Origin of the sequence: Streptomyces sp. Y2F8-2 (assembly GCF_014905555.1) — a bacterium.
Lineage (GTDB): Bacteria > Actinomycetota > Actinomycetes > Streptomycetales > Streptomycetaceae > Streptomyces > Streptomyces cynarae.
In genome coordinates, this window is the sequence record NZ_BNGS01000006.1 from 143,631 (window position 1) to 167,698 (window position 24,068).

General features: G+C 71.4%; 23 protein-coding genes. 12 read left to right on the forward strand and 11 right to left on the reverse strand.

From position 1 onward, the window contains the following. Positions 1-210 precede the first annotated feature (210 nt). The 6 genes from SY2F82_RS21215 to mscL all read left to right on the forward strand — a co-directional run bounded on the left by SY2F82_RS21215 (position 211) and on the right by mscL (position 6,044). Positions 211-1,773, forward strand: a complete 1,563-nt coding sequence (locus tag SY2F82_RS21215; RefSeq protein ID WP_200420725.1) for a potassium/proton antiporter — start codon at positions 211-213, stop codon at positions 1,771-1,773. Positions 1,774-2,050: 277 nt separating this feature from the next. Then, positions 2,051-3,322, forward strand: coding sequence for an MFS transporter (locus SY2F82_RS21220; protein ID WP_200420726.1), 1,272 nt, complete (start codon positions 2,051-2,053; stop codon positions 3,320-3,322). A gap of 68 nt (positions 3,323-3,390) precedes the next feature. Continuing rightward, positions 3,391-3,696 carry an FmdB family zinc ribbon protein gene (locus SY2F82_RS21225; RefSeq protein WP_200420727.1) on the forward strand — a complete coding sequence of 102 codons (306 nt, stop codon included), beginning with the start codon at positions 3,391-3,393 and terminating at the stop codon, positions 3,694-3,696. Positions 3,697-3,826: 130 nt separating this feature from the next. After that, positions 3,827-4,660, forward strand: coding sequence for an S-methyl-5'-thioadenosine phosphorylase (locus SY2F82_RS21230; protein WP_200420728.1), 834 nt, complete (start codon positions 3,827-3,829; stop codon positions 4,658-4,660). Positions 4,661-4,847: 187 nt separating this feature from the next. Continuing rightward, positions 4,848-5,423 carry a hypothetical protein gene (locus SY2F82_RS21235; protein ID WP_236041692.1) on the forward strand — a complete coding sequence of 192 codons (576 nt, stop codon included), beginning with the start codon at positions 4,848-4,850 and terminating at the stop codon, positions 5,421-5,423. 150 nt (positions 5,424-5,573) lie between these two features. Next, positions 5,574-6,044 (forward strand): large conductance mechanosensitive channel protein MscL, encoded by a 471-nt coding sequence (gene mscL / locus SY2F82_RS21240; RefSeq protein ID WP_200420729.1) that lies wholly within the window; start codon positions 5,574-5,576, stop codon positions 6,042-6,044. A gap of 61 nt (positions 6,045-6,105) precedes the next feature. Here mscL and SY2F82_RS21245 read toward each other — a convergent pair whose 3' ends face one another. Continuing rightward, entirely contained in the window at positions 6,106-6,312 is a 207-nt protein-coding gene (locus tag SY2F82_RS21245) for a hypothetical protein (RefSeq protein WP_200420730.1), read from the reverse strand. Positions 6,313-6,453: 141 nt separating this feature from the next. Between SY2F82_RS21245 and SY2F82_RS21250 the strand changes: the two genes are divergently transcribed. The 3 genes from SY2F82_RS21250 to SY2F82_RS21260 all read left to right on the forward strand — a co-directional run bounded on the left by SY2F82_RS21250 (position 6,454) and on the right by SY2F82_RS21260 (position 9,857). Further along, entirely contained in the window at positions 6,454-7,491 is a 1,038-nt protein-coding gene (locus SY2F82_RS21250) for a P1 family peptidase (protein WP_200420731.1), read from the forward strand. Between the two features lie 175 nt (positions 7,492-7,666). Continuing rightward, complete coding sequence (locus tag SY2F82_RS21255) at positions 7,667-8,890, forward strand: Ig-like domain-containing protein (protein WP_200420732.1); 1,224 nt, start codon at positions 7,667-7,669, stop codon at positions 8,888-8,890. 193 nt (positions 8,891-9,083) lie between these two features. Further along, a complete protein-coding gene (locus SY2F82_RS21260; protein WP_200420733.1) occupies positions 9,084-9,857 on the forward strand; it encodes a DUF6227 family protein in 774 nt (257 codons plus the stop codon). Positions 9,858-9,871: 14 nt separating this feature from the next. On the opposite strand, the gene SY2F82_RS21265 is transcribed toward SY2F82_RS21260, so the two are convergent. From SY2F82_RS21265 to SY2F82_RS21285, 5 genes are all read right to left on the reverse strand, one after another. Beyond that, positions 9,872-10,138, reverse strand: a complete 267-nt coding sequence (locus SY2F82_RS21265; protein ID WP_200420734.1) for a hypothetical protein — start codon at positions 10,136-10,138, stop codon at positions 9,872-9,874. A gap of 199 nt (positions 10,139-10,337) precedes the next feature. After that, positions 10,338-12,434 carry a fructose-specific PTS transporter subunit EIIC gene (locus SY2F82_RS21270; RefSeq protein ID WP_200420735.1) on the reverse strand — a complete coding sequence of 699 codons (2,097 nt, stop codon included), beginning with the start codon at positions 12,432-12,434 and terminating at the stop codon, positions 10,338-10,340. 169 nt (positions 12,435-12,603) lie between these two features. Then, on the reverse strand, positions 12,604-13,557 hold the full coding sequence (pfkB, locus tag SY2F82_RS21275) for a 1-phosphofructokinase (protein WP_200420736.1): 954 nt from the start codon (positions 13,555-13,557) through the stop codon (positions 12,604-12,606). Beyond that, positions 13,554-14,315, reverse strand: coding sequence for a DeoR/GlpR family DNA-binding transcription regulator (locus SY2F82_RS21280; RefSeq protein ID WP_200420737.1), 762 nt, complete (start codon positions 14,313-14,315; stop codon positions 13,554-13,556). Before SY2F82_RS21280 ends, pfkB begins: the two co-directional genes overlap by 4 nt. Positions 14,316-14,452: 137 nt before the next feature. Then, positions 14,453-16,024: an MFS transporter gene (locus SY2F82_RS21285; protein WP_200420738.1), complete on the reverse strand. Its 1,572-nt coding sequence runs from the start codon at positions 16,022-16,024 to the stop codon at positions 14,453-14,455. 61 nt (positions 16,025-16,085) lie between these two features. Between SY2F82_RS21285 and SY2F82_RS21290 the strand changes: the two genes are divergently transcribed. Next, positions 16,086-17,048 carry a YafY family protein gene (locus SY2F82_RS21290; RefSeq protein ID WP_200420739.1) on the forward strand — a complete coding sequence of 321 codons (963 nt, stop codon included), beginning with the start codon at positions 16,086-16,088 and terminating at the stop codon, positions 17,046-17,048. Positions 17,049-17,142: 94 nt separating this feature from the next. Here the strand turns inward: SY2F82_RS21290 and SY2F82_RS21295 are convergent, their stop codons facing one another. Both SY2F82_RS21295 and SY2F82_RS21300 read right to left on the reverse strand, forming a co-directional pair. Continuing rightward, a complete protein-coding gene (locus SY2F82_RS21295) occupies positions 17,143-17,742 on the reverse strand; it encodes a TetR/AcrR family transcriptional regulator (protein ID WP_200421080.1) in 600 nt (199 codons plus the stop codon). A 338-nt stretch (positions 17,743-18,080) separates the two neighbouring features. After that, complete coding sequence (locus SY2F82_RS21300; protein ID WP_200420740.1) at positions 18,081-19,082, reverse strand: RNA polymerase sigma factor RpoD/SigA; 1,002 nt, start codon at positions 19,080-19,082, stop codon at positions 18,081-18,083. 209 nt (positions 19,083-19,291) lie between these two features. Between SY2F82_RS21300 and SY2F82_RS21305 the strand changes: the two genes are divergently transcribed. Next, positions 19,292-19,831, forward strand: coding sequence for a GNAT family N-acetyltransferase (locus tag SY2F82_RS21305; RefSeq protein WP_200420741.1), 540 nt, complete (start codon positions 19,292-19,294; stop codon positions 19,829-19,831). A 22-nt stretch (positions 19,832-19,853) separates the two neighbouring features. Here the strand turns inward: SY2F82_RS21305 and SY2F82_RS21310 are convergent, their stop codons facing one another. Next, the gene (locus tag SY2F82_RS21310; RefSeq protein WP_200420742.1) at positions 19,854-20,660 is read right to left on the reverse strand and encodes a dioxygenase; all 807 of its coding nucleotides are present in this window, start codon (positions 20,658-20,660) and stop codon (positions 19,854-19,856) included. A gap of 136 nt (positions 20,661-20,796) precedes the next feature. On the opposite strand from SY2F82_RS21310, the gene SY2F82_RS21315 reads away from it, so the two are divergent. Beyond that, a complete protein-coding gene (locus tag SY2F82_RS21315) occupies positions 20,797-21,300 on the forward strand; it encodes a MarR family winged helix-turn-helix transcriptional regulator (RefSeq protein ID WP_200420743.1) in 504 nt (167 codons plus the stop codon). 198 nt (positions 21,301-21,498) lie between these two features. Here the strand turns inward: SY2F82_RS21315 and SY2F82_RS21320 are convergent, their stop codons facing one another. Next, positions 21,499-23,028 carry an MFS transporter gene (locus tag SY2F82_RS21320; protein WP_200420744.1) on the reverse strand — a complete coding sequence of 510 codons (1,530 nt, stop codon included), beginning with the start codon at positions 23,026-23,028 and terminating at the stop codon, positions 21,499-21,501. Positions 23,029-23,179: 151 nt separating this feature from the next. Beyond that, complete coding sequence (locus SY2F82_RS21325; RefSeq protein ID WP_200420745.1) at positions 23,180-23,824, reverse strand: TetR/AcrR family transcriptional regulator; 645 nt, start codon at positions 23,822-23,824, stop codon at positions 23,180-23,182. Positions 23,825-24,068 lie beyond the last annotated feature (244 nt).

A 24,068-nucleotide genomic window follows, 5' to 3' on the forward strand; every position in this document is an offset into this window, starting at 1 on the left:
TGCTGTCCTAACACGAGCGGCAGGGCGGGCTGTGCTTTCTACTGAGCGCTGGAGCAACCATAGGCGCAGGGCCCGGTCCGCCTTGACGCGGAGTCGGGAACCAGCCCGGACTGGAGTTCGATCATGCAGCCGAAGCGTCAAGAAAGCGTCAAGAGTTAGGTAAGCTAATGAAGTAGTCGGAGTGAAGTCCGCCCCAGCACCGGGCTTCGCGTGCTCGGATCGTGGCGTCGCACCGCGGCCCACGGATTGGCGAGAAGGGAACGGCCGCTGACTGTCCACCACCTCAACCAGCTCCTGCTCCTCTGCTCGCTCGTTCTGCTCGTCGCGGTGGCAGCGGTTCGGATCTCGTCGCGCAGCGGCCTCCCCAGCCTGCTCGTCTACCTGGGCATCGGCATCGCCATGGGCCAGGACGGATTCGGCATCCACTTCAACAACGCCGAGCTGACCCAGGTCATGGGATACGCGGCACTGGTCGTGATCCTGGCCGAGGGCGGTCTCGGCACGAAGTGGAAGCAGATCAAGCCGGCCCTCCCGGCGGCCTCCGCGCTGGCGCTCCTCGGCGTCGCGGTGAGCGTCGGCGTCACGGCCGCGGGCGCGCACTACCTGAGCGGACTGGAGTGGCGGCAGGCGCTCATCATCGGAGCGGTGGTGTCGTCGACCGACGCGGCGGCGGTCTTCTCGGTACTGCGGAAAGTGCCCCTCCCCGCGCGCGTGACGGGCGTTCTGGAGGCCGAGTCCGGCTTCAACGACGCTCCCGTCGTCATCCTCGTCGTCGCGTTCTCCACGGCCGGGCCGATCGAGCACTGGTACACGCTGCTCGGGAAGATACTCCTGGAGCTGGCCATCGGCGCCGCCATCGGCCTCGCGGTGGGCTGGCTCGGCTCCTGGGGTCTCAGACACGTGGCGCTGCCCGCCTCCGGCCTCTACCCGATCGCCGTCATGGCCATCGCGGTCATGGCGTACGCGGGCGGCTCGCTGGCCCACGGCAGCGGCTTCCTCGCGGTGTACCTCGCCTCGATGATGCTCGGCAACGCCAAGCTGCCGCACTGGCCCGCGACCCGGGGCTTCGCCGAAGGGCTCGGCTGGATCGCCCAGATCGGCATGTTCGTCCTGCTCGGTCTGCTGGTCACGCCGCACGAACTGGCCGACGACGTACTGCCCGCCCTGGTCATCGGCATGGTGCTGACGATGGTGGCGCGTCCGCTGAGCGTCGTGTTGAGCCTCGTGCCCTTCCGGCTCCCCTGGCAGGAGCAGACGCTGATGTCGTGGGCCGGGCTGCGCGGTGCGGTGCCCATCATCCTGGCGACGATCCCCATGGTGAACGGCGTCGCCGGCAGCCGCCGCATCTTCAACATCGTCTTCGTGCTCGTCGTCGTCTACACCCTCATCCAGGGGCCGACCCTGCCCTGGCTGGCCCGCACGCTACGCCTCGGCGAGGTTCCCGAAGCCGCGGACCTCGGCATCGAATCGGCGCCCCTGGAGCGGCTGCGCGGGCATCTGCTGTCCGTCGCGATCCCCAAGGGCTCGCGGATGCACGGCGTCGAGATCAACGAGCTGCGGCTGCCGGCCGGAGCCGCGGTCACCCTCGTCGTCCGGGACGGGAAATCGTTCGTTCCGCTGCCGACGACGGTGCTGCGGCGCGGGGACGAACTGCTCGTGGTCGCCACGGACCAGGTCCGCGACGCGGCGGAGAGGCGTCTGCGGGCCGTCGGCCAGGGCGGCAAGCTGGCGGGCTGGCTGGGGACCACCGGGAACGGCGCGCCGGGGCGTTGAGGGGGCCCTTGGTGAACGGCACGTTTCGTACCGTTCACACTGCCGGGAATCCCAGGTCGACCGCCGGATGGTGCTCTGTTTCACAGGCGTCCGGTGCGGCGCCCCTGTACAATCCAGGCGCACCCTGATCGAACCAACTCTGCCTGACGCAGAGCTGGCGCGACCGTATGGCGGCCGGGCGCCCTTCCTCCGTAGGGGCCGGTATCTACCGCAGTCCGCGCAAGAGGACAGCTCTCGGCGCGCACCCGCGCTACCAGGCAGCAGAAAGGCACGGGCCGTGGAGTCCACGGTCACCTCGAAGGCGTCCCGCCCGGGCTACGGGCAGCTGCTGCGCACCCGTGGCGCCTGGACGTTCCTGCTCCCCGGCTTCGCGGCGCGTCAGCCGTTCGCGATGCTCACCCTCTCCATCGTGCTGCTCGTCCGGCACACCACCGGCTCCTACGGAGCCGCGGGCGCCGTCGCGGCGGTCACCGGCGTGTCCATGGCCCTGTTCGCGCCGTACAGCGGCCGTCTCGCCGACCGCCACGGCCAGCGGGCGGTACTGCTGCCCGGCGTCCTGCTGCACGCCGTGGCAGGCATCTCGCTGACCGCGCTCTCGCTGGCCCACGCCCCGCTGTGGGCCCTTTTCGCGGCGGCCGTCCCGACCGGCGCGTCGGTGCCGCAGATCGGCCCCATGGTTCGCGCCCGGTGGGGCGTGAAGCTGAAGGACTCGCCCCTCATGTCGACGGCGGCGGCCTTCGAGTCGGTCACCGACGAGCTGACCTTCGTGCTCGGCCCGCTCCTGGCGACCGCCCTGTGCACCGCCGTGGCCCCCGCCGCGGGCCTGCTCACGGAGGCGGCGCTGACGCTGGTGGGCGGGGCGCTGTTCGCGGCGCAGAAGCGCACGCAGCCGGCCGTCGCCGCCGTCACGCACGCGCGCGTGGAGCACGCGTCCGCCCTGCGCGTCCCCGGGGTGCGGGTTCTGGTCGTGACCTTCCTGGGCATCGGTTCCGTCTTCGGCGGCATGCAGGTCTCGCTCTCCGCCTTCAGCCAGTCGATCGGCGAGCCCGGCCTGAACGGCGTCCTGTACGGCGTCTTCGCCGCAGGCAACATGCTCTCCGGCGTCGTGTGCGGCGCCATCGCCTGGAAGGCCGCCCCGCAGCGCCGCCTGGTCATCGGCTACACGGCCCTCGCCCTGGCCGCCTCCGCCCTGTGGACCGCGCACTCGGTGGCCGTGCTGGCCGGACTCGGCCTGCTGGTGGGCATGTGCATCGCGCCCTCCCTGATCACCGGCTACACCCTGGTCGAGGCCTTGGTCCCGGACGGCGCCCGCACCGAGGCCTTCACCTGGCTGACCGGCGCGGTCGCACTCGGCCAGGCGGCGGCGGTCACGGTCGCCGGACAGCTGGAGGACCGGCTGTGGACCGGCGCCGGCTTCCTCGTCCCGATGGGCGGTACGGTGCTGGCGCTGCTGACCCTGCTGTCCCTGCGGTCGTGGCTGGTCACGCGACCTCACGGCCGCACCGTGGCACGTGGCGTCGGTCACCGCGCACCGGTGACGGTGGACTGATCCCGCGGAATAGGTCACTATGGATCGTCGTTAGCACTCATTGAGTGAGAGTGCCAGGAGGAAGACAAGTGCCGACCTACCAGTACCAGTGCACCGAGTGCGGCGAGGGCCTCGAGGCGGTGCAGAAGTTCACCGACGACGCCCTGACCGAGTGCCCCAACTGCGGCGGCCGCCTGAAGAAGGTGTTCTCCGCGGTCGGCATCGTTTTCAAGGGCTCCGGCTTCTACCGCAACGACAGCCGCGGCTCCTCGTCGAGCAGCAGCCCGGCGTCGTCGAAGTCGTCGAGCTCCTCCTCGTCGTCGTCCGACTCCGGATCGTCGTCCTCGTCGGCTTCGTCGTCTTCGTCGTCGAGCACCAGCTCCTCCGCCGCATAGGTCCGTGTCGCGGGACCCCGCCGTCGTCCGACGGCGGGGTCTTCGGGGTTTCCGACCCGCCGGGGATGGCTGCTGCCGAGTTCTCCCCAGCCGGCTCGCACGCCCGTACGGGGCGGCTACTGTGCTCGCCATGACGAACGCGGAGATCGGTGTCATCGGCGGCTCGGGCTTCTACTCTTTCCTCGACGAGGTGACCGAGGTCCAGGTCGACACCCCGTACGGGGCTCCCAGCGACTCTCTCTTCCTCGGCGAGATCGCCGGCCGGCGGGTCGCATTCCTCCCCCGCCACGGCCGCGGCCACCATCTGCCGCCGCACCGGATCAACTACCGCGCCAACCTGTGGGCGCTCCGATCCGTCGGGGTACGCCAGGTCCTCGGCCCGTGCGCGGTGGGCGGGCTGCGCCCGGAGTACGGGCCGGGCACGCTGCTGGTCCCCGACCAACTGGTGGACCGCACGAAGACCCGGGTGCAGACGTACTTCGACGGGCTGCCGCTGCCGGACGGCACCGTGCCGAACGTGGTGCACGTGTCCCTGGCCGATCCCTACTGCCCGGTCGGGCGGGCGGTCGCGCTGAAGGCCGCCCGCGGGCGGGACTGGGAGCCGGTGGACGGCGGGACGCTGGTCGTGGTCGAGGGGCCGCGGTTCTCCACCCGCGCCGAATCGTTGTGGCACCGGGCGCAGGGCTGGTCCGTGGTGGGCATGACCGGCCATCCCGAGGCCGCGCTGGCTCGTGAACTGGAGCTGTGCTACACGTCGTTGACCCTGGTCACGGATCTGGACGCGGGGGCGGAGACCGGCGAGGGCGTCTCGCACGACGAGGTGCTGAAGGTGTTCGCGGCGAACGTGGACCGGTTGCGGGGCGTGCTGTTCGACGCGGTGGCCGCGCTGCCCGCCACCGCCGAGCGGGACTGCTTGTGCGTGAACGCGCTCGGCGGGATGAACCCGGGGTTCGAGCTGCCCTGACGGGGGCGGCCGCGGTGGGGGCGGCTGTAGTCGGGGCGGCTGTGGTGGGGGCGGCCGTGCGGAACGTCCCGTTCGGGTGAGCGAGTTGTCCACATCCGCGGAGTAACCCACAGCCGCCTGCGGCCTCCGCCGCGAAGCGTCATCGTGGATCGCGACCCGATCACTCGCGACGCAGGTGGTGACCAGCATGCCCCGCATCTCCCCCTCCGCCCCTCAGCCCTACGCGGCGGTCCCGGCACCCGCGTACCCGCCCGCCGGACTCTCCCCGCGTTCCGACACGCCTCCCACCTGTGCCGTGCCCCACTTCGCTCCCGTACGGGTGCGAGGAGGGCGGCAGCGGTTGCGGCGGATGCTGCGGTGCCGGAGGCGGGCCGTGGCCGCAGGACTGGCCGTCACCGCTGCCGCGCTCGTCGCGGCGGGGCCCGGCGGGTCCGAGGGTGCACGCGGACATCCGGACGCCGGGGACCGCCCGACCGCGGCGGCCGTACGGGAGCCGCGCCCGATGGAGACGGTGACGGCGCCCGTGCGGATCGCGGACGCGGCCACCGTGCGGCTGTTGCGGCCCGGCGACCGTGTCGACGTGATCGCGGCCGACGGTGGCGGCGAGGCCAGGGTCGTCGCGGCCGGGGCCCGGGTGACGCGGGTGCCCGATGTCGATCCGACGGAGAACGGCGCGCTGCTGGTGCTGTCCGTGCCGCGCCCCACGGCCGCGCGCCTGGCCGGCGCCGGCGCCACCTCACGCCTGGCGGTGACGCTGTGCTGAGCCAGGCTCTGTTTCACACTGCGGGCGACCGCGCTGTGGCGAGCCCGGTCCCCTTCCTCACGGCATGCGGTTGGACAGCCGTGGTACGCCCTGCCGTAGGTTGCGGAGCTGTTCGTTCCGAAGCGTGTGCAGTCGAGAAGGGTTCCAGTGGTGAGCGAGATCAAAATGCCGGGCGTCCTGCAGGGCTTCAAGGCCTTCCTGATGCGTGGAAACGTCGTCGACCTGGCGGTCGCCGTGGTCATCGGTGCCGCCTTCACCGGCATCGTGAACTCCGTGGTGAAGGGCGTCATCAGCCCGGTCGTGGGGGCGCTCGGCACCAAGAGCCTGGACGGCTACAGCTCCTGCCTGAAGGGACCGTGCACGGGCACCGGCGCCAACGCGACGGGCGTCCGCATACTCTGGGGCTCGGTCCTCGGCGCCACGCTCAACTTCGTGATCACCGCCGCCGTCGTCTACTTCCTGATGGTCCTGCCCATGTCCAAGTTCCTGGCCCGGCAGGAGGCCCGCCGCAAGGCCAAGCACGGCACCAGGGACGTGTCCGAGGTGACCGAGCTGGAGGTGCTCGAGGAGATCCGCGACGCCCTCGTCGCACAGCGCGGCCAGAACCGGACCGACGCCTGACGGACGCCAAGACGCACCGCGGGATGCAGGACAGTGCCCACAACGGGCCCTGTGACGTCTCTCACAGGTGGTGGGGGGGCTTCTCGTCCAGGAACCGCGCCAGATCGGCAGCGCTGTCACCGCTCGGGCGGGGCCGCTCCCCCCACCCCTGGTCCGTGTCGTCCGACGACTGCGTGGTCAGCGGGTCGTCGAAGACCAGGGCGTCCTTGGGCTCGGGCTTCGTATCCCGCGGTTCGCGGTCGGGGGTGGACGTCGGGGTGGCGCTCATAGCCCCAGCCTACGTCTCCGGTGCACCGGGACGGGGCGTCCCAACCTCGCAGACCGGGGCGCTCACCACGGGGTGACACCGACGGTGCGCATTTCTGCGGCGTGGTGTCATGACCGGCGCGCGGCGAAGGATCATGGGTCCATGACACGTGACGCTCTGACAGATGTCGTCGGTCTGCGCGTGGGTCACGCCACCCGGATCGGGGACGGCTGGCTCACCGGCACCACGGTCGTCCTGGCTCCGGAGGGCGGCGCGGTCGCGGCGGTCGACGTGCGCGGAGGCGGACCCGGCACAAAGGAGACGGACGCGCTCGATCCACGCAACCTGGTGCAGAAGGTCGAGGCGGTCGTCCTGACCGGTGGCAGCGCCTACGGGCTCGACGCGGCGTCGGGCGTCATGGCCTGGCTGGAGGAGCACGGCCGCGGGGTGCGGGTGGGCCCCGAGCCGTCACACGTGGTGCCGGTCGTGCCGGCCGCCTGCGTCTTCGACCTGGGGCGCGGCGGCGACTTCAAGGCCCGCCCGGACGCGGCCATGGGCCGGGCGGCGGCCGAGGCGGCGGCCGCGAGCGAACCGGGCGCGCCCGTGGCGGAGGGCTGCGTGGGTGCGGGCACCGGCGCGACGGTCGGACCGCTCAAGGGTGGTGTCGGCACCGCGAGCACCGTGCTGGACTCGGGGATCACGGTGGGCGCCCTGGTGGTGTGCAACGCGGTGGGCTCGGCGATGGACCCGGAGACGGGCGCGCTGTACGGGGAGTTGGTCCAGGGCCGGGTCGGCTGTCCGGCGCGGGAGGTGCACGAGGCCGCGCGGCGACGGCTCGCCGAAACCGCCGCGCATCTTGCGCGCCCGCCGCTGAACACGACCCTCGCCGTGGTCGCGACCGACGCCGACCTCACCAAGGCGCAGGCGCAGAAGTTCGCAGGCGTGGCGCACGACGGTCTGGCGCGCGCCGTACGGCCGGCGCACCTGCTGCACGACGGGGACACGGTGTTCGCGCTGGCGACCGGCACCCGCCCGCTCGCCGCCGCGGATCCCCTCGCGCTGAACGAGGTCCTGGCGGCGGGCGCGGACCTCGTGACGCGCGCGATCGTACGGGCGGTGCGCGCCGCGGAGTCGGTGGACGGGCCGGGCGGGGCGTGGCCGTCGTACGGGGAGTTGTACGGCGCGGCAGAGACGATATGACAGGAGGGCATGAGAGGCCGAACGGCCCCGGGGTGGCGGGCGATTGTCCCGGTTCTGTCACGTAAGGGCGTGCGGCGTGGCGGAGGGGAACCCTTCAGCGCGGCGTTCGCTCTCTCTCCACGTACTCGAACGGATCACACACTCGAACGCACACCCCGACGACCTGGAGAAGCCTGTGACAACGCCGGACATGCGAGCGCGGCGCGCGCTGGGGGCCTGTGCCGCCCTGATGGTCGGCGCCCTGACCCTCACCGCCTGCGGCGGCAGCGCCACGGCCGACAACGACAAGGGCGGCAAGGACTCCCAGGAGTCCGCCAAGGTGTCCGCCGCCAGGATCATCATCTCCGCCAAGGACGGTTCGACCGGCGCGTCGATCAACACCACCGGAGTGAAGGTCAGCGACGGGAAGCTGACCCAGGTGAAGATGACGGCGGCCGGAACCGGCACGGCGGTGCCGGGGGAGATCTCCGCGGACGGGACGACCTGGAAGCCGAAGGAGCAGCTGGACCGAGGGACGAAGTACCAGATCTCGGCCACCGCCAAGGACGCCGACAACCGGGTCGCCGCCGCCAACTCCATCTTCACCACGGTCACTCAGGCGGGCAGCTTCATCGGCACGTACACGCCCGACGACGGGGCGACGGTCGGTGTAGGTATGCCGGTGTCCTTCACGTTCGACAAGGCGATCACCGACAGGAAGGCCGTTCAGTCGCACATCACGGTGACGTCCAGCAGCGGCCAGCAGGTGGTGGGGCACTGGTTCGGCGCTCAGCGCCTGGACTTCCGGCCCGAGGAGTACTGGAAGGCCGGCTCCAAGGTGACGATGAAGATCGACCTGGACGGTGTGGCGGGCGCGAACGGCGTCCGCGGTGTGCAGAAGAAGACCGTCACGTTCACCATCGGACGCTCCCAGGTCTCCACGGTCGACGCGAAGACCCAGACCATGACGGTCGTGCGGGACGGCAGGACCATCAGGACGATTCCCGTGTCGACCGGCAGCCCGCAGCACACGACGTACAACGGGCGGATGGTGATCTCGGAGAAGTTCCCGCAGACGCGCATGAACAGCCAGACGGTCGGCCTCGGCGGCGAGTACAACATCCCGGACGTGCCGCACGCGATGCGGCTGACGACCTCCGGGACCTTCATCCACGGCAATTACTGGTACAACCAGGGCAATCCACCCTTCGGCCGTGAGGGCACCAGCCACGGCTGCGTCGGCATGCAGGACGTGCAGGGCGCGCAGGGGAACACGATCGCCAAGTGGTTCTACGACAACTCGCTCATCGGTGACGTCGTGATCGTCGAGAACTCCCCCGACACGACGGTCGCACCGGACAACGGCCTCAACGGCTGGAACATGCCATGGAGCGAGTGGACCGCCGGAAGCACGGTGTGACCAGCCGCCCGATCGGCCTGGTGAGCTGCCCCTCTTCCAGAGGCATATGACTGCGGATCAGGCCGCACGGGAATACGCCGTGCGGCCCGTCCGTTTTCCCACCGTGGGTTTTCCCGGTTCCCGGGCACGATGTCCGAGCAAGGGGCTACGGTATGCACCCACAAGGTGACATGCAGCAACGCCGGGAGAAACCTTGAGCGTTCCGTACGAGACGGCAGCGTACGAGCCGGCCGAGTCGCCGGAGTCCCCTGAGGAGCACCTCGCGCGACTCCTCGGCCGCGCCGTGAACTCCTTCGAGCTGCCCGACGAGACGATCGGGTGCCTGGACTGCGCGCTGGCGTACGACAGTTCACTGCACTCCGCGCACCACAGCGCGGGGCTGCACCGGGAGACCTACCGGCACACCTGGCTGCTCGCGGACGGCACGGCCGTCACCCTGTGGGAGCTCGTCCACAACACGGCGCCGGGCGGCCATCTCGAGCACGAGGTGTACGTGGACGCGGAGGAGCTGCGCACCGCCACGGCCCGGCTCCCGCTGTCATCGGACACACCGGACTTCGAACTGCCGGTGCCGGCACAGCTGTCTCCGGTCCCCGAGCCCCGTCACGCCTACGTGCCCGACGACTCGGCGGACCACGCGCGCCGGCTGCTGCGCCGGGCGGAGAACCCGGACCGGCCGGGCGCGGACCTGTCGACGTTACTGCTGGACTCGGCCTTCGCCCACGAGATCACGCAGGCGTTCGGGCGGCCGCCCCGGGCCGGTCAGGCGGGGGCGGCGCTGCGCTTCTCGCTGTACGAGCACGCGTTCCTGCTGCGGGACGGCAGGGAGCTGTCCCTGTGGGAGGTCGAGCACACGGCGACACCGGACGGCCGGCACATGTGCGAGGTGTACGCGACCGAGGAGGCGGCCCGGGAGGCGATGGAGCGCCGCGCGGCGACGCTGGGCCAACCGGCGGACACCGTATAGCGCCTGCCGCGGCACTAGCTTCCGGAGTGCCCCTGGGAGCGGCCGTCGCCGAAGCGCCGTACCAGGTGGGCGAAGGCGTCCCGTTCGGCAGGGGTGAGGTGGACCGAGTCCCAGTGGGGGGCCGTCCATCGCTGCCGGGGGACGCCGCGGAGGGTTCCGCGCCGCATCACGCCCTTGCGGTACTGGCGGTGCATTTGGAACAGGCCGATCACCCAGAGGCCGGTCGCTACGGCGGCGACGACCACGGAGACCACCAGAGGGATCGACTCGTGCGCGGGCATGCCTCCAGTAGACACCACCAACCGGGCTTCCAGCACCGGACCGTGACCAATCTCGCAGGCGCGACCAGCGTGATGAGTACGACGTCTACGGCCAGTCGCGGCGAAGGCGGGCAAAGGACGAGGTAAGCACGCCAAGAACGCGGTTGGGCCGCGCCCCTGTTGAGGGGCGCGGCCCAACCGCGTTGTCAGCGCCGCCGGATCAGGCGGCGACGGGCTGCTTGGAGTCACGGGCCGACACCGACGCTCCCGCGGCCTCCGTCGCGGAGCCCTCGGGGCTCTGCTTGCGCATGCCCTTCAGGATCACCACCAGAGCCGTGGTCACGCACACGCCGGCGACGAGGGCGACCAGGTAGAGGAACGGGTTGCCGATCAGCGGGACCACGAAGATGCCGCCGTGCGGGGCGCGCAGCGTGGCGCCGAAGCCCATCGACAGGGCGCCGGTGATGGCGCCGCCGACCATGGACGAAGGGATGACGCGCAGCGGGTCGGCCGCCGCGAACGGGATCGCGCCCTCGGAGATGAAGGAGGCGCCGAGCACCCAGGCGGCCTTGCCGTTCTCGCGCTCGGTGTGCGTGAAGAGCTTGCCGCGCACGGTGGTGGCCAGCGCCATCGCCAGCGGCGGGACCATACCGGCGGCCATCACCGCGGCCATGATCTTCATCGCGGAGTCGCTCGGGTTGGAGACCGCGATACCGGCGGTGGCGAAGGTGTACGCGACCTTGTTGACCGGGCCGCCGAGGTCGAAGCACATCATCACGCCGAGCAGGGCGCCGAGCAGGATGGCGTTGGTGCCGGAGAGGCTGTTCAGCCAGTCGGTCATGCCCTTCTGCGCGGAGGCGATGGGCTTGCCGATCACCACGAACATCAGGAACCCGACGATCGCCGCGGAGATCAGCGGGATCACCACCACCGGCATGATGCCGCGCAGCGCCGGCGGGATCTTGACCTTCTGGATCCCCATCACCACGCCACCGGCGATCAGGCCGGCGACCAGGCCGCCCAGGAAGCCCGCATTGATGGTGAGGGCGATCGAGCCGCCGACGAAGCCGGGCACCAGACCGGGACGGTCCGCCATGCCGTAGGCGATGTAGCCGGCCAGGACCGGGACGAGGAAGCCGAAGGACACCACGCCGATCTGGAAGAGCAGCGCGGCCCAGCTGTCGCCCTGGGACCACACGAAGTGGTCCATGACCGAAGGCGCCTTGTTGATCTTGTAGCCGCCGATCGCGAAGCCGAGGGCGATGAGCAGACCACCCGCGGCGACGAACGGGACCATGTAGCTCACGCCGGACATCAGCCACTTGCGCAGCTTGGTGCCGTACCCCTCGCCGGACTCACCGGCGCGCTCCACGGGCGTACCGCCGGAGGCGGGAGCGGTCACCTCGCCGCGCTCGGCCTTCGCGCGCACCTCGGCGATCAGCTCGGCGGGCCGGTTGATGCCCGCCTTCACGCCGACGTCGACGGTCGGCTTGCCGGCGAAGCGGTCCTTCTCCCGCACGGGGACGTCATGGGCGAAGATCACCGCGTCCGCCGCCGTGATGACGGCCGGGTCGAGCCGGGTGAAGCCGGCCGAGCCCTGCGTCTCGACGACGAGTTCGACACCCGCCTCGCGGCCCGCGTTCTCCAGCGACTCGGCGGCCATGTAGGTGTGGGCGATACCGGTCGGGCAGGAGGTGACGGCGACGATACGGAACGGGCGCCCGTCCGCCTCCTCACCGGCCGCCTCCGAGGAGGCGGCGGCGGTGCGCTCCTCGACCGCCGCAGGAGCCTCGACCGCCGCCGGGGCCTCGGCCGCCGCCGGGGCCTCGGCCACCGCAGGAGCCTGAGCCGCCGGAGCCTGAGCCGCCGCGGGAGCCTCGTCGCCGCGGATGAGCGCGGCCGCGGCCGCCGCGTCCTTCACGGACCGCAGCGCGGAGGTGAACTCGGTGTTCATCAGCTGGCGGGCCAGTGAGGACAGGATCGTCAGGTGCGCGTCGTCCGCGCCCGCCGGGGCGGCGATCAGGAAGATCAGGTCGGCCGGGCCGTCCGCGGCACCGAAGTCGATGCCCCGCGCGCTGCGCCCGAAGCCGAGGGTCGGCTCGGTGACGTGCTCGCTGCGGCAGTGCGGTATGCCGATGCCGCCGTCGAGGCCGGTCGGCATCTGCGCCTCGCGGGCGGCCACGTCGGCGAGGAAGCCCTCCAGGTCGGTCACCCGGCCCTGGGCCACCATCCGCTCGGCGAGGGCACGGGCCGCCGCTTCCTTGGTGTCGGCGGACAGGTCGAGGTCGACCAGGTCCGCGGTGATCATCTCGCTCATCGCGGGCTCCTTCGCACGCGTATCGCCCGGGGGTTGTCGTGGGCGGTGGTGGGGACGGGGGTGAGGTGAGGTGCTACGGGGAGGGAGGGGGCGGCGAGGCCGGGGAAACCCCGCCTTCGGGTGGCTGCGGCGGGCACGAGGGCCGCCTTCCGCCGCGTCGGGTGCGCGCTCATGAGACGGGCTCCGTCAACACGCGGTCCACGGGTACCTCCGACGTGACGGTGACGGCGGAGAGGTCGAGGTCGGCGGGGGTCGGCATCACGCTGCCGGGCAGCTGGACCGCTGCGGCGCCATGGGCGACGGCCGAGGCCAGGGCCTCCGGGCCGCTGCCGCCCGCGATCAGGAAACCGGCGAGCGAGGAGTCGCCGGCCCCGACGTTGGAGCGTACGGCATCGACGCGGGCGCTGCCGAACCATGTGCCGGCGGCGTTGACCAGCAGTTGTCCGTCCGCGCCGAGGCTCGCGAGCACGGCGCTCGCGCCCATCGCGCGCAGCTCCTCTGCCGCCTTGGCCGCGTCGCCCACCGTGACGAGGGGGCGCCCGACGGCCTCCGCGAGTTCCTCGGCGTTCGGCTTCACCACGTCGGGGCGCTCGCGCAGTGCTTCCAGGAGCGCGGGACCGGAGGTGTCGAGCGCGATCCGGGCGCCCGCGGCGTGGGCACGGGCCACCAGGTCGGCGTACCAGGACGGGGCGAGGCCGCGCGGGAGGCTGCCGCAGCAGGTGATCCAGGTGGTGTCGGCCGCCTGGTACTGCGCGCGGACCGTCTCCAGGAGGAGTTCGGCCTCGGCGGGGGACAGTTCCGGACCGGGCGCGTTGATCTTGGTGAGGGTGCCGTCGGGTTCGGCGACCGCGATGTTGGAGCGGGTGGCTCCGGCGATCGGGACCGGTGCGACGTCGATGCCCTGGGCGTGCAGCAGGTCGGCGACGAGCGCGCCGGGGGCACCGCCGAGGGGCAGGACGGCGACCGTGCGCTGCCCGGCCGCGGCTACCGCGCGCGAGACGTTCACGCCCTTGCCGCCCGGGTCCACCTGTTCGCCGGTGGCCCGGATGACCTCGCCGCGGTCCAGGGACGGGACCTCGTACGTGCGGTCGAGGGAGGGGTTCGGGGTGACGGTGAGAATCATGCGCGCACTACTTCCGTGCCGCCGCGCTCGATCGCGGTGGCGTCCTCGGGGCTCAGCCCGCTGTCGGTGATCAGCAGGTCCACATCACCGAGGTTGCCGAAGCGGGCGAATTGCTCCTGGCCGTGCTTGGAGGAGTCGGCGAGCAGCACCACCCGGCGCGCGGCGCGGATCGCCGCACGCTTGACGGCCGCCTCTGCGAGGTCGGGCGTGGTCAGTCCGTGGTCGGCGGAGAAGCCGTTGGCGGCGATGAACACGACGTCGGCGCGGATCTCTCCGTAGGCGCGCAGCGCCCAGGCGTCCACGGCGGCGCGCGTACGGTGCCGGACGCGCCCGCCGACCAGATGGAGTTGGATGCCGGGGTGGTCCGCGAGGCGAGCCGCGGTGGGCAGGCTGTGCGTGACGACGGTGAGCTGCGCGTCCAGCGGGATCGCCCCCGCCAGCCGTGCGACCGTCGAACCGGCGTCGAGGATCATCGTGCCCCCGCTCGGCAGCTCGGCGAGGGCCGCCTTGGCGATCCGGTCCTTCTCGTCGGCCGCGGTGGACTCCCGTTCGGCCAGATCCGGCTCGAAGTCGAGGCGCCCGGCGGGGATGGCGCCCCCGTGCACCCGGCGCAGGAGGCCCGCCCGGTCGAGGGCCTTCAGGTCGCGGCGGATGGTCTCGGCCGTGACCTGGAACTCCTCGGCCAGCGAGACGACATCGACCCGGCCGCCGTCACGGGCGAGCCGGAGGATCTCCTGCTGTCGCTCCGGCGCGTACATGTCTGTTCACCTCCGACCATGCCCGAACGTGTGGTTTCAGGTCGGAGGCTACGTCCGAATTTCCGGAAAGTAAACAGGTTGGTGCTACAGAACGGACACGAACGGGCGCGGTGTGCTGCGTCGGCTTGCGGCCTCGGCTACCGGGCCGCCCCGACGGGTTGTGCGCCGTCTGCGGGTTGGGTGTGGCTGCTCGCGCCGTTCCCCGCGCCCGTTTCGGGGCGCTCCGCGGCACGGTCCTCGGCACCGCCCTCGACATGCTGCGCCGGCCGCTCGGGCAGCGCGAACATCAGCAGGAAGATCACCAGCATCACCGCCGCCACCCAACCGAGCGCGTCCTGGAAGGCGTGCACGAAGGCCGGGCCCACCTGTGCGGGGGTCAGCCGGTCGCCGATCTCGCCGAAGAAGACCACCGACACGAGCCCGAGCCCGAGCGCGTTGCCCATCTGCTGCACCGTGTTGATGAGGCCGGACGCCGATCCGGAGTGCTCGCGGGGCACCTCGGACAGGATCGCGTCCGTCAGCGGGGCGACGATCAGCCCCATGCCCACGCCCATGACCACCAGCGGCAGCGCCATCTGCCAGGAGGGGATCGACTGGCCGTACCGGTGGGCCTCCGCCATGTAGAGGAGCACGCCCGCCGCCATCACCAGCGCGCCCGCCTGCAGCACCTTGCGGCCGAAGCGCGGGACCAGCTTCTGCACCGACATCCCGGCCGCGGTGGAGACCGCGATCGAGAACGGCACACCTGTCAGTCCGGCCCGCAGCGCGCTCCAGCCGAGGCCGACCTGCATGTACAGCGTCCAGACCAGGAAGAAGATGCCGAGGCCGACGCCGAACACCGTCTGCACCGCGATGCCCGCCGCGAAGCTCTTCACCCGGAACAGGGACAGTTCGACGAGCGGGGAACCGTCGCGCGCGGTCTTGCGCTTCTCGTACGCCACCAGCGCACCGAAGACGACGAGCGCACCCGCCATCGACGCGTACCCCCACAGCGGCCAGCCCAGCTCCCGGCCACGGGTGAGCGGGTAGAGCAGCATCAGCAGGCCGAGCGTGACCAGGGCGACGCCGGCGAGGTCGAGGCGCAGGGCCCTCGGAGCCTTGGACTCGGTGATGAAGCGCCGGCCCAGGAAGTACGCGACCACGCCGACCGGCAGGTTGATCAGGAAGATGGGCCGCCACTGGAGCCCGAACAGGTTCCACTCGGTGAGCAGCGCGCCGAGGAGCGGCCCGGAGACGGCACCCAGCCCGACGATCGCGCCGAACAGGCCGAAGACCTTGCCCCGCTCGTGCGCCGGGAAGGTGGCGTGCACGATCGACAGCACCTGCGGCACCATCATGGCGGCCATCGCGCCCTGGAGGATCCGCGAGGCGACGAGCATCTCCGGGTTCGCGGCGAAGCCGCACAGCGCCGAGGCGAGCGTGAAGCCGCCGATGCCGATCAGGAAGAGGCGTTTGCGGCCGTGGATGTCGCCGAGCCGGCCGCCGGTGATGAGTCCCGCGGCGAAGGCGAGGGCGTAACCGGCGGTGATCCACTGGATCTGGCTGAACGAGGCGCCCGCGTCCCGCTGGATCGACGGGATGGCGATGTTGACGATCGTGACGTCGACAAGGTCCATGAAGGCCGCGGTCATCACGATCGCGAGCGCGAACCAGCGTCGGCGGTCGCCCGCACCGGCCGTACGGCTGCTGAGTGTCTCGGTGGAGGTCATGCCCAGAAGCTAGGAGCCCATTAGGTCAGATCACGTCCTAGTTCTCCGGCATCCTCGACGTATGACGACCGACACCCCGGCACGGCTCCTCCAGTTGCTGTCCCTCCTGCAGACACCGCGCGAGTGGCCCGGCGGCGAGCTCGCCGAGCGGCTCGGGGTGTCCCGGCGCACCGTGCGGCGTGACATCGACCGGCTGCGCGAGCTGGGCTACCCCGTGGAGGCCAGCAAGGGCGCCGACGGCGGCTACCGGCTGGTCGCCGGAAGAGCCATGCCACCGCTGGTGCTCGACGACGAGGAGGCCGTCGCCATCGCGGTCGGGCTCCGGGCGGGCGCCGGGCACGCGGTGGAGGGCGTGGAGGAGGCCTCGGTACGGGCCCTGGCCAAGCTGGAGCAGGTGCTGCCGAGCCGGCTGCGCCACCGCGTCACCACGCTCCAGGCCGCCACCACCGCCCTGGTCAGCGGCGACGGGGCGAGCATCGCGCCGGAGACACTGACCGTGATGGCTTCGGCGATCGCGGGCCGGGAGCGGCTGCGGTTCGCGTACCGCTCCGGGGACGGCACCCCCTCGCGGCGCCTGGCGGAGCCGTACCGGCTGGTGTCGACGGGGCGCCGCTGGTACCTCGTCGCCTACGACCTGGAGCGCGAGGACTGGCGTACGTTCCGGGTCGACCGGGTCACCGAGCCGTTCGCGACGGGTGCCCGGTTCGCGCCGCGGGAACTGCCGACCGGGAGCGCGGCGGAGTATCTGCGGCAGTCGGTGTACCGGCGGCAGGAGACCTACGAGTTCGAGGCGACCTTCGCCGCCCCCGCCGACTTCGTCGCGGCGCGCATACCCCGGTGGGTCGGCGCCCCGGAACCGCTCGACGAACACAGGTGCCGACTGCGGGGCGTGGCGAGCGACTCGGTGGAGTGGCTGGCAGTACGGCTGGCGCTGGTGGACTGCGAGTTCACGGTGCACCGTCCGGCCGACCTCGTGGCTTCGGTACGGGACCTGGGGGCGCGGCTGAGCCGGGCGGCGGGGTGAGGCCGCGGCTGAGTCGGGCGGCGGAGTGGCGGCTGCGCTTGAGCCGGGCGGCCGGTGGACGGGTGGCCGGGTGAGTCGTGGCTGAGCCGCCCCCTCACGGGGATTCCGGCTCGGCCGCTGTCCACGGGAAGTCCCGCAGGGCGTCCAGGTTGCGTACGGCGAGTGCGGCGGGCCCGCCCGGGCCGACGGCCGGTGCGTCGCCCGCGGCCCAGCTCTCCACCGCCACACGGACGGCCGCACCGGCCACAGCGGCAGCGAATCGGAGGGAGGGGGTGACCTGACCCGGCGTTCCGTCGCCCGCCCGTGCCGCGAGCACCTCCGCCAGCTCCCGCTCGGCCGCCTGGCAGATCTCCGCCCACACCTTGGTGAGCGCGGGGTGGGACTCGGTGAGGCGCAGCAGGGTGCGGACCCACTCCAGGGACGTGGCGGACACACCGGTGCCCGGGGTGAGGGTGTGCCGCACCGCGTGACGCAGGGCCTCGGCGACGGTGAGGCCGGCGGGGGCTTCGCGGACGGCGTCGGTCCACCGGTGGGCGCCCGCGGTGAAGAGCGGCGCGAGCGCTTCCTCCTTGGTCGCGAAGTAGCGGTAGAAGGTGCGCGGGGCGATCCCGGCGGCGCGGGCGATGTCCTCGGCTCGGGTGGCACGCAGGCCGTTCGCCATGAACAGCCCCGCGGCGGCCCGGGCGATCTCCATACGGGTCGCCGCCTTGCGCCGCTCGGTCAGGGACGTGCCGCGTGCGGTACTGCTCACAACGGCAGGTTATGCCGCTGTGGCACAATCTGCCATCCGGGCCGCCCCGGGGTTCAGGTCCGGGGCGCCCCGCCGACGTGCCCCTGCCGTGGCCGGACAGACGAAGAGCCGGCCCCCGGCGCCAGGGGGGAGTGGCGCCGGGGACCGGCCCGGGGAGAGTCCCGGCGCCGGGGGGAGTGCGTCGGGACCCGGCTCTGTGGATGTACGAACCGTGCGGTCGCTGGACCCGGAGGTCTTGTGCCCCGGGCCCGCGTGTTCGATGCGGGGCAACTGCACTGTCGTTACGCCGCCGCGTCGAAGCCGGTCTGGCGGGCCAGCTTCTTCAGCTCCAGCAGGGCGTGCTTCTCGATCTGGCGGATGCGCTCACGCGTCAGGCCGTGCTCCTTGCCGACCTCCGTCAGCGTGCGCTCCCGACCGTCCTCGATGCCGTACCGCATCTTGATGATCGAGGCCGTGCGGTCGTCGAGCCGGCCGATGAGGTCGTCCAGCTCCTCGCTGCGCAGCAGCGTGAGCACCGACTGCTCCGGCGACACCGCGGAGGTGTCCTCGAGCAGGTCGCCGAACTGGGTCTCGCCCTCGTCGTCCACCGACATGTTCAGCGAGACCGGGTCACGCGCCCAGTCGAGGACGTCGCTGATGCGCTCCGCCGAGGAGTCCAGCTCGGCCGCGATCTCGGCGGGCTCGGGGTCCCGGCCGTTCTCACGGTTGAACTCCCGCTGGACGCGGCGGATGCGGCCCAGTTCCTCGACAAGGTGGACGGGCAGCCGGATGGTGCGCGACTGGTCGGCTATCGACCGCGTGATCGCCTGACGGATCCACCAGGTGGCGTAGGTGGAGAACTTGAAGCCCTTGCGGTAGTCGAACTTCTCGACGGCGCGCACCAGGCCCGCGTTCCCCTCCTGGATCAGGTCGAGCAGCGGCAGGCCGCTGCGCGGATAGCGGCGCGCGACGGCGACGACCAGTCGGAGGTTGGAGCGGATGAAGATGTCCTTGGCCCGCTCCCCCTCGGCGACCAGGGCCTCGAGCTCCTCACGGGTGGCATCCGCCTTGGCCTCCTCCTCACCGTCGAGGATCTGCCGTGCGAACACGCCCGCCTCGATGATCTGTGAGAGCTCAACCTCCTTGGCGGCGTCGAGCAGGGGCGTACGCGCGATCTCGTCGAGGTACATGCCGACCAGGTCACGGTCGGCGATGTCTCCGCCCTGGGCGCGAACACTGCTTGCCGCGGCGTCGATGGTTTCGCCCTCGGCGGCCTGGCGACGGGCGACGGCACGGGTTGCCATGCGTGCTCCCTTGCGTTGAGGGTCCCCCCGCTCGAGCGAAGCCGAGAGTGGGGGAGAGCTAGCGGATGGTCTGGTAACGATTCGGCCACCCTTCCGGGTGCCCGGCATCCGAAGGAAACAACGACTGGAATCCGGACAGAATTCCCAACCCGCCCCTCATTTTTTCTGATCATGCAGTACCCTGTCCCGCCACACTGGGAGGCGGGGTAATGGCACAGCGTAGCCACGTGCAGGTCAGGCCGGGAGCGGAGAGTGACCTCCAAGCTCTCACGGACATCTACAACCACTACGTACGTGAGACGCCGATCACATTCGACACCACGGCGTTCACGGCGGAGGAGCGCCGCCCCTGGCTGCTCTCCCACCCTGAAGACGGGCCGCACCGGTTGATGGTTGCCGCGGACGGCGAGTCACAGGAGATCCTGGGGTACGCCACATCCAGCTCCTTCCGCCCGAAGCCGGCGTACGCGACCTCGGTCGAGGTCACGATCTACCTCGCCCCGCACGCGACCGGCCGCGGCGTCGGCGGGCACCTCTACAGGGCGCTCTTCGAGGCCCTGGCGGGCGAGGACCTGCACCGCGCGTACGCGGGCATCGCCCAGCCCAACGAAGCGTCCGTGCGCCTGCACGAACGCTTCGGTTTCCGCCACGTCGGCACCTACCGGGAGGTGGGCCGCAAGTTCGGGCGGTACTGGGACGTGGCCTGGTACGAGAAGGACCTCCAGCAGGGCCCGCAGCGGGACGTCTAGCCGGAACCAGCGCCGGCCACCGTCATCCGAACTGCACCGACCGCTTCGCCATTCCCATCCAGAAGCCGTCGATCACGGACTTCTGGGCGTCGAGCTCACCGCCGGCCTCCGCCGCGCCCATCGTCACGAACAGCGGGGCGAAGTGCTCGGTGCGCGGGTGGGCGTAGCGGCCGGCCGGGGCCTTGTTCAGGAAGTCCAGCAGGGCGTCCCAGTCGCGCGACTCCAGGGCGCGGCGGCCCCAGTCGTCGAACTCCGAGGACCAGGTGGGCACTCCCCCGCCCGCGTGCCGCAGAGCGGCCAGGTTGTGGGTGAAGAAGCCGGAGCCGACGATCAGGACGCCCTCGTCGCGCAGCGGGGCCAGCTTGCGGCCGATCTCCATCAGCTTCACCGGGTCCAGGGTCGGCATGGAGATCTGCAGGACCGGGATGTCGGCCTCGGGAAACATCTCGACGAGCGGGACGTACGCGCCGTGGTCCAGGCCGCGGTCCGGGATGTCCTGGACGGGGGTGCCGGGGGCGTGCAGCAGCTTGCGGACGGCTTCGGCGAGCTGCGGGGCGCCCGGGGCCTCGTACCGGACCCGGTAGTAGTGCTCGGGGAAGCCCCAGAAGTCGTAGACCAGCGGAACGGTGCGTGTCGCGCCGAGGGCGAGCGGGGCCTCCTCCCAGTGGGCCGAGACCATCAGGATCGCCTTGGGGCGCGGCAGGTCGGCGGACCAGGCGGCGAGCTGGCCGGGCCAGACCGGGTCGTCGGCCAGCGGGGGCGCACCGTGGCTCAGGTAGAGGGCGGGCATGCGCTGGGGCGCGGTGCGCTCCTCGACGGCGGCGGACATGACGGCGGCTCCCTTCGTGCGGCAACGGTGCGACGTGCCCCTGGAGATCGGATTGCTTGAAATCTCAAGCTCTCTCGCCCATGAGGTTACGCCCGACTTGTTTAAACTTCAAGAAGGCGCCTCGTACAGTGGAGTCATGAAGACGGCACCCGCTGAGGACACCCGCTGGCTCACCGACGAGGAGCAGCGCATCTGGCGTGCGTACATGCACGCCGTCACCCTTCTCGAGGACCACCTCGACCGCCAGCTGCAGCGCGACGCGGGCATGCCGCACGTCTACTACGGACTGCTCGTCCAGCTCGCCGAGGCGCCGCGGCGGCGGCTGCGGATGACCGAACTGGCCATGCGGGCGAAGATCACGCGCTCCCGGCTCTCGCACGCCGTCGCGCGCCTGGAGAAGAGCGGCTGGGTGCGTCGCGAGGAGTGTCCCTCCGACAAGCGCGGGCAGCTCGCGGTCCTCACGGACGAGGGGTACGAGGTGCTGGCGCGCACCGCGCCCGGCCATGTGGCGGCCGTACGCCAGGCCCTGTTCGACCGGCTGACCCCCGAGCAGCAGAAGTCCCTCGGCGAGATCATGTCGATCATCGCGGAGGGACTGCAGCCCAAGGACGCGGGGGCGGACCTGCCCTGGCTCCGCTGAGCCGCGGGCCGACGCTCACAGACGGGCCCACCCCGCCCGCACCGGACACGGCTCCGCCCCGGGCCCGCACGGCTCCGCCCCGGCCCCACGGGATCGGCGGAGCCGGGGCGGACCCCCTTCAGACGTACGGCCGAGACGTCCCCTTCCTCGTCCGTACATTCATGCTCGGTTCTCTACGGGTACCCCTGCGCAGGCGCCTCAGTGGGCGACCACCGGGACGGCCAGGTCGTCCTCGGCGCCCTCCTCGGAGCCGGAGACGGTGGTCGAGCCGGGGGTGCCGGCGTTGACCAGGGTCACCACGATCACCGCGGCGAGCACCAGCATGCCGACGGCGAACCAGATCGCGTTGGTGTAGCCGTGGACCTGGCCCTGCAGCGCCACCAGCTGCTGCTGGGGCTTGGAAGTCGCGCCGGCGATGTGGTCCTTGATGTACGACGTCGTCGCGGACGCGGCGATCGTGTTCAGCAGGGCCGTGCCGATCGCGCCGCCCACCTGCTGCGAGGTGTTGACCATCGCGGAGGCGACACCGGCGTCCCGGGGCTCGACGCCGAGCGTGGCCAGGGACATGGCCGGCATGAACGCCGTACCCATGCCGAGACCGAGCAGCACCATGGCCGGCAGGATCGTCGAGGCGTACGAGGAGCCGATCTCCAGCTGGGTCATCAGCAGCATGCCGGCCGAGGCGACCAGGAAGCCGGGGCCCATCAGCGCCCGGGCCGGGACCCGGGTCATCAGCCGGGTGCCGATCTGGGTGGAGCCCACCATCATGCCGGCGATCATGGGCAGGAAGGCGAAGCCGGTCTTGATCGGCGAGAAGCCCTTCACGACCTGCAGGTAGTAGGTCAGGAAGAGGAAGGTGCCGAACATCGCGATGATGGCGATGCCGAGCGAGAGGTAGATGCCACCGCGGTTGCGGTCGGTGACCACGCGCAGGGGCAGCAGCGGCGCCTTCACCCTGGCCTCGGTGACGACGAAGGCCAGCAGGAAGACCACGGAGGCGACGAACAGGCCGACGGTCAGCGAGTCGCCCCAGCCGTCGGACTCGGCGCGGGTGAAGCCGTACACCAGCGAGACCAGGCCGAGGGTGGACAGCAGGACGCCGGGGATGTCGAGCGGGTTGCGGTTGCGGCCGCCCTCCGGCTCACGGATGACGAAGTACGCGCCCAGCGCGGCGACCACGGCGAACGGAATGTTGACGAAGAACGTCCAGCGCCAGTCCAGGTACTCGGTCAGCACACCGCCGAGAATGAAGCCGACGGCGCCGCCACCACCGGCGATCGCGCCGTAGATGCCGAACGCCTTGGCGCGCTCCTTGGCGTCCGTGAACATCACGGCGAGAAGGGAGAGCGCGGCCGGGGCGAGCATGGCGCCGAAGACGCCCTGGAGGGCGCGGGCGCCGAACATCATCGCGCCCGTGGTCGCCGCGCCGCCGAGTGCGGAGGCGGCGGCGAAGCCGGTCAGGCCTATGACGAAGGCCCGCTTGCGGCCCCACAGGTCGGCGATCCGGCCGCCGAAGAGGAGGAGACCGCCGAAGGCGAGGGCGTAGGCCGTGACGACCCACTGCCGGTTGCCGTCGGATATCCCCAGGTCCTGCTGGGCGGACGGGAGGGCGATGTTCACGATGGTGGCGTCGAGGACGACCATCAGCTGGGCGAGCGCGATGAAGACGAGCGCCCTCCAGCGGTTGGCGTCAGGGACGCCGGGGGCCGTTGAGGCTGCTTGAGACATGGGGGTACCCACTCCGGGACGTCGTAGAGGAAAAAGGTGACGGTTGGTGACGGCTCGTCGTCGTTGACGGCCGGAAGCTCTGCTGTGAGGGATGACTTCGGTGGAGCGCGGAACTAATCGCTATGGATCGCTACGGATCGCTGCTGATCGCTCAGGCCTGGCGAAGCTCCTCCACGGTCACGGCCGTGCCCGGCAGCGTGGAACGGGCCGGAGCCCGCAGACCGTCCAGGAACAGCTGAAGATGGCGGTGGACGAAACGGTCGGCACTGAAGCACGCGGTACCGGCCGGGGGGCGGCTGAGCTGGGCCACGACGACCATCAGGTCACCGACGCCCACGTCGGGACGGAGCGTGCCGACCGCCTTGGCGCGGTCCATGAGCTCCTCGACGAGCCGCTCGATGCGCTCGCGCGCCGCTTCCAGGTCCGGGTGGTGCTTGTCGAACGTGCTGGAGAGCATCGGGCACAGCGCGCTGACCCGCTCGTCGGCGGCGGCGTGCGCGAAGCGCTCCAGCGCCTCGAAGGGGTCGGTGTCCTCGGCCAGCGCCCTTTCCGCGACCTCGGAGGTACGGTCCATGACCGAGCAGACGACGTCGCGGACGAGGGCGTCGCGGTCGGGGAAGTTGCGGTACACCGTGGCGTTGCCGACGCCGGCCCGACGGGCGATCTCGTCGAACGGCACGTCGGGGCCGAACTCGACGAACATCTCCCGGGCGGCGGTGACGATCCGCTCCCGGTTGCGCAGGGCATCGGCCCGGGGCCGGGACGCCCGTCGCTGCACGGGGGTGGCGGTCTGCACGGCGTACTCCTGGCTGAGTGACGGGGTGATCTCGATCCGGGGATTCAGTCCCCGTTTCGCTCGGACACAGGGCTAAACGGGGAATCGGTCCCCGGTTATTTCGCCAACACGGATTAATTTCATGTGACCTGAGTCACAGCACATCGGCGTCGGACGGCTCCACACCTCTCCGCCCCCACGGTCACCCCTCCCCCGCCCCCGAACCCCTCGTTCGGCCTCCCTCAACGCGCGTCCCGGCACCCCC